This window comes from Streptomyces sp. NPDC027189, from assembly GCF_055566975.1.
This window is the reverse complement of the sequence record NZ_JBVHRI010000073.1, coordinates 1-3,635: the sequence shown is the minus strand read 5'-3', so window position 1 is coordinate 3,635 and position 3,635 is coordinate 1. Positions and strand designations below refer to the sequence as shown.

Here is a 3,635-nt window from a genome sequence, read left to right as displayed (position 1 = left end):
CCCACGGCAGCTGCTCACCTCTTCTCATGTGCAGGCTAACAGCCCATCAGGCGCCCACATTCCAAGGGGAGATGCGACATTCTGTTAGGAGTTCTTAGAGGTCGCGCAGGTAGGCGTGTGTTCATGGGCGGCGGTTCGGGCGTTCGTCCCAGCGGTGGGTCGTCCATGCCCGACGGATCAGGCTACGCACGGTGATGATGGTGTCGGCCAGATCGAAGAAGGTGTCGATGACTGTGGCCCGGCGCTCGTAGCAGCGGGCGAGGCGGTGGAAGGCGTTCTGCCAGGCGTGGGTCCGTTCGACATGCCACCTCTGACTTGCCTGGATCGGTGCCTTCTCCCCCTTGTGCGCGATGCGGCCGTGCAGGCTGCGTTCGTCGAGCAGGGCGCGGGTCTTGTCCGAGTCGTAGCCGGCGTCCAGGTGCACGGTGATGTCGTCGGGCAGCGGTCCCAGGTCGTCCAGGCGGTCCAGAGTCGGGGCGAGTAGCGGGGAGTCGTGGCGGTTCGCTCCAGCCAGCACGCGGCCCAGCGGGATTCCATAACCATCCGTCATGCCGGAGCGTTTCAGGCCCTGTTTGCCGCGATCGACCGGTGAACGGCCCGCGACCTCCCCACCGCCGGGGGCTTTGGTGATGGAGCCGTCGACGGCAATCTGGTCGAGGACGAGGCCGACGATCCGGTCGTAGGACTCCAGCGCGATCTGCTTGAGCCGGGCGAAGACGCCGAGTTGGATCCACTCGTCGCGGCGGTTGCGGATGGGTGCGGCTCGTGGTGGCCGAGCAGGTCGTATCGGCGATCGCCTGGTAGGAACAGCCGAACCGCAGGAGCTGCAGCAGCTTGTCGAAAATGATCCGGTCACTGACCCGCGGGCGGTGGCAGCCCAGCGGATGGTCCGGGTGGTACGTCGGCCGCTCGGGCAGCAGGGCGGCGAATTGGCCCCAGAGCGGTTCGGTCAGCCATGATGGCAGTACAGGCACAGGTCTCCCACGTGGTCACAGAGCGTCGCAACTCCATGATCACCAAGACCTGTGCCTGCTTTGCTGCCGGGGTTCACCACCGCGCCTATCTGCGCGACCTCTTACTCGATCAGCACCTGCCCCTGCAGCGGGATCCGTGGACTCTGGACGGCAACCTCTACATAGACATCGACGATGAGCAGACCGGCTACCTCTTCTCCGACTGGGATCCCGACGACGTCGCGGTCCTCGAAGCGGCCGTCGAACACCACCCCCGCTGGGCAGTGCAGATCGATGTCTCCGGGCGAATCGACGGCACTGCAGAGGTTCACCAACTGGTCGCGCTGCTGCTTGAGCATGGAGGCGTGGCCACCGACGACTTCTCCGCCCATCCCTGGACTCTGCAGGAAATCCAGTCCGAAACCGTGATCGACGGCCTGCGCTTCTTCGACTTCCGTACCTACCACGAACTCCACCGCGAGCACTGAGACGACGGACTCGATCACCACTCAGGCAAGTTCAGAGAAGGGACGGGGACCAGGTGGTTGCGGCGGAACCAGCCGATTTGGCCCTCCACCCCGCCCTTCTCATGGGCCCCTTCGAGTCCCGGGCGGCAGTACATGCTTTCGATGCCGTAGTGCGAACGGAACGCGGTCCACCGCTCGTTCTCCACCCTCGCCCTCGACAGGCCCAGCACACGGGCGACCGCAGCCCGCAGGTTGTCATAGCGCACCCTTGCTGCAGGGGACACCGCCCAGCACGCTGAGAGCGTGGACGTGGCCCTCGAAGAACGCCTCCTGGCCGCAGGAGGCGAAGATGCGGTGCTCGGCCTTGCCGGAATAGGACAGGCGCATCGCGAACAGGAACACCTTGACCTGCTCACCGGCCAGACGGATCGTCACGTCCCCGAAGTCGACCTCCGCCTCGGCCCCCTGTCGGAGTACGGGGTTTTCTCCCCAGCCACGTACACGCGAACGTGGCCAACTGCGTGGTCGCCACAGGGCCGGGGCCGGCCGATAGCCAGCCAGCTTCGTGACAGGGCGGGCTGTCCAGGGTGGGGCGATGCCCCATCGCGCAGCGACGCCCGAAGGGCGCCCTTGACTGGCCGTCCTGTCACGCACCCTCAGAGATCGGGCGGCCCCGGCTCTCCGGCCTGCACGTGACCCTCTTCGGGTGGGGACGTATCTCTGTACCTCGCTGGCCGTGTTCAGGTGTACGCCGACACCCCCGGCAGGTGGGTCTGCGGGATGAAGCGTTCAGCGGCCCGCGTCCCGCCTCGATCCGTATCTGCGGGCGGCGGGCAGCGACATAGGCGCGCACCATCGGATAGGTCACCTCCACCGCACCGTGCTCGTCCAACAGCCAGCCGAAGATCCGCTTGACGGTGTGCCGCTGCTTGCGCGGCGCGTCCAGATCCGCCCGCAGCATCTGGTCGATCATCGGCTTGAACACGTCCAGCCGCGTCTTGCGAGGCGGCAGCTGCTTGCGCGGCTCCGGCCAGACGGATTCCATGGCCGCCTTCACCGTCCGGAAGCCCACCCCGTACTTGCGCTGCACGGCCCGGTTCGACATCCCTGCCCGGACATCACGGCGGATCGCCGCGTACAAATCGACCTTGGACTTCGGTGGCACCGGCGCCCCCTCACCACGCAGAGCACTCCCAGCCTCCCACCGCAAGCACCCAAGCGGTGTCAAAACTCGGCGATATCACTCTCCGCCAACACCGGGCGGTGTCGGCACCGATCGACAACCGGTGTCGGGACTCAGGCTCTGGTCCACTTCGTGTGATTGCCCACGCACGGTGACTGTTGATCTTCGCGCGAAGGCAGTTGAGGTCGCCCGAAAATCGTCCGGCTGGATGATGGTGTGGTCGACAGTCCTTCGCTGTGAACGATGTGCTGTCGCAGCTGGATGAGCTGCTGTTCTCCTCGGTCGAGGGCGTGTTGGTGGAGTCGGTCCAGGTGACCGACACGGTCGTCCAGGTCGAGGCTCGTACGACCGCAGAACGGGCTGCCTGCCCGGAATGCGGATACTGGTCGGGGCGAATACATGGCTCCTACCTGCGGTTTCCTCGTGATCTGCCGACGGCGGGCAAGCTGGTCGTGGTGTCGTTGCGGGTACGGCGGTTCGTCTGCGCGGAGGACTTCTGCCCGCGAAAGACCTTCGCCGGGCAAGTCCCCGGGCTCGCTCGTCGGTTCGGACGTCGTACTGAACGGCTGCGATCGACGCTGGTGTCGGTCGGTCTCGCCCTCGCAGGCCGGGCGGGCGCTCTCATGACGGATGCCTTCAAGGCCCCGGTCAGCAGGAACACTCTGCTGAGGCTGATCGCATCGCTTCCCGACCCCGCCGCCACTACACCCCGCGTGGTCGGCGTGGACGAATACGCCCAGCGCAAGGGCCGAATCTACGGAACCGTGCTCGTCGACGTCGAACACGTCGCCCGATCGACCTCCTTCCCGACCGGGAGGCGGACACGCTCGCGGCCTGGCTCGCCGAGCGGCCCGGAATCGAGATCATCTGCCGTGACCGGGCACCCTTCTTCGCCGAAGGAGCCACCCGCGGCGCCCCGCAGGCCCTCCAGGTCGCTGACCGATGGCAGTGCGCCATGAGGCGCCTTGTCGTATCCCCGATTTAGTCGGGAAGAATTTGGAGGGAGGTTCTTGGGTCTGATGGCTTACCTAA

General features: G+C 66.1%; 4 protein-coding genes and 1 pseudogene. 2 read left to right on the top strand and 3 right to left on the bottom strand.

What is annotated here, in order from left to right; all coding sequences use genetic code 11:
- Nucleotides 1–121 precede the first annotated feature (121 nt).
- A pseudogene (locus ACZ4RZ_RS50180) lies at nt 122–974 on the bottom strand (IS5 family transposase).
- Nucleotides 975–1,009: 35 nt separating this feature from the next.
- Between ACZ4RZ_RS50180 and ACZ4RZ_RS50175 the strand changes: the two are divergent.
- Nucleotides 1,010–1,441 (top strand): hypothetical protein, encoded by a 432-nt coding sequence (locus ACZ4RZ_RS50175; RefSeq protein WP_467754357.1) that lies wholly within the window; start codon nt 1,010–1,012, stop codon nt 1,439–1,441.
- 234 nt (nt 1,442–1,675) lie between these two features.
- On the opposite strand, the gene ACZ4RZ_RS50170 is transcribed toward ACZ4RZ_RS50175, so the two are convergent.
- Complete coding sequence (locus ACZ4RZ_RS50170) at nt 1,676–1,855, bottom strand: hypothetical protein (protein WP_467754356.1); 180 nt, start codon at nt 1,853–1,855, stop codon at nt 1,676–1,678.
- A 211-nt stretch (nt 1,856–2,066) separates the two neighbouring features.
- A complete protein-coding gene (locus ACZ4RZ_RS50165) occupies nt 2,067–2,585 on the bottom strand; it encodes a hypothetical protein (RefSeq protein WP_467754355.1) in 519 nt (172 codons plus the stop codon).
- A gap of 254 nt (nt 2,586–2,839) precedes the next feature.
- Between ACZ4RZ_RS50165 and ACZ4RZ_RS50160 the strand changes: the two genes are divergently transcribed.
- On the top strand, nt 2,840–3,562 hold the full coding sequence (locus ACZ4RZ_RS50160) for a transposase family protein (protein ID WP_467754353.1): 723 nt from the start codon (nt 2,840–2,842) through the stop codon (nt 3,560–3,562).
- The last annotated feature ends 73 nt before the right edge of the window (nt 3,563–3,635 follow it).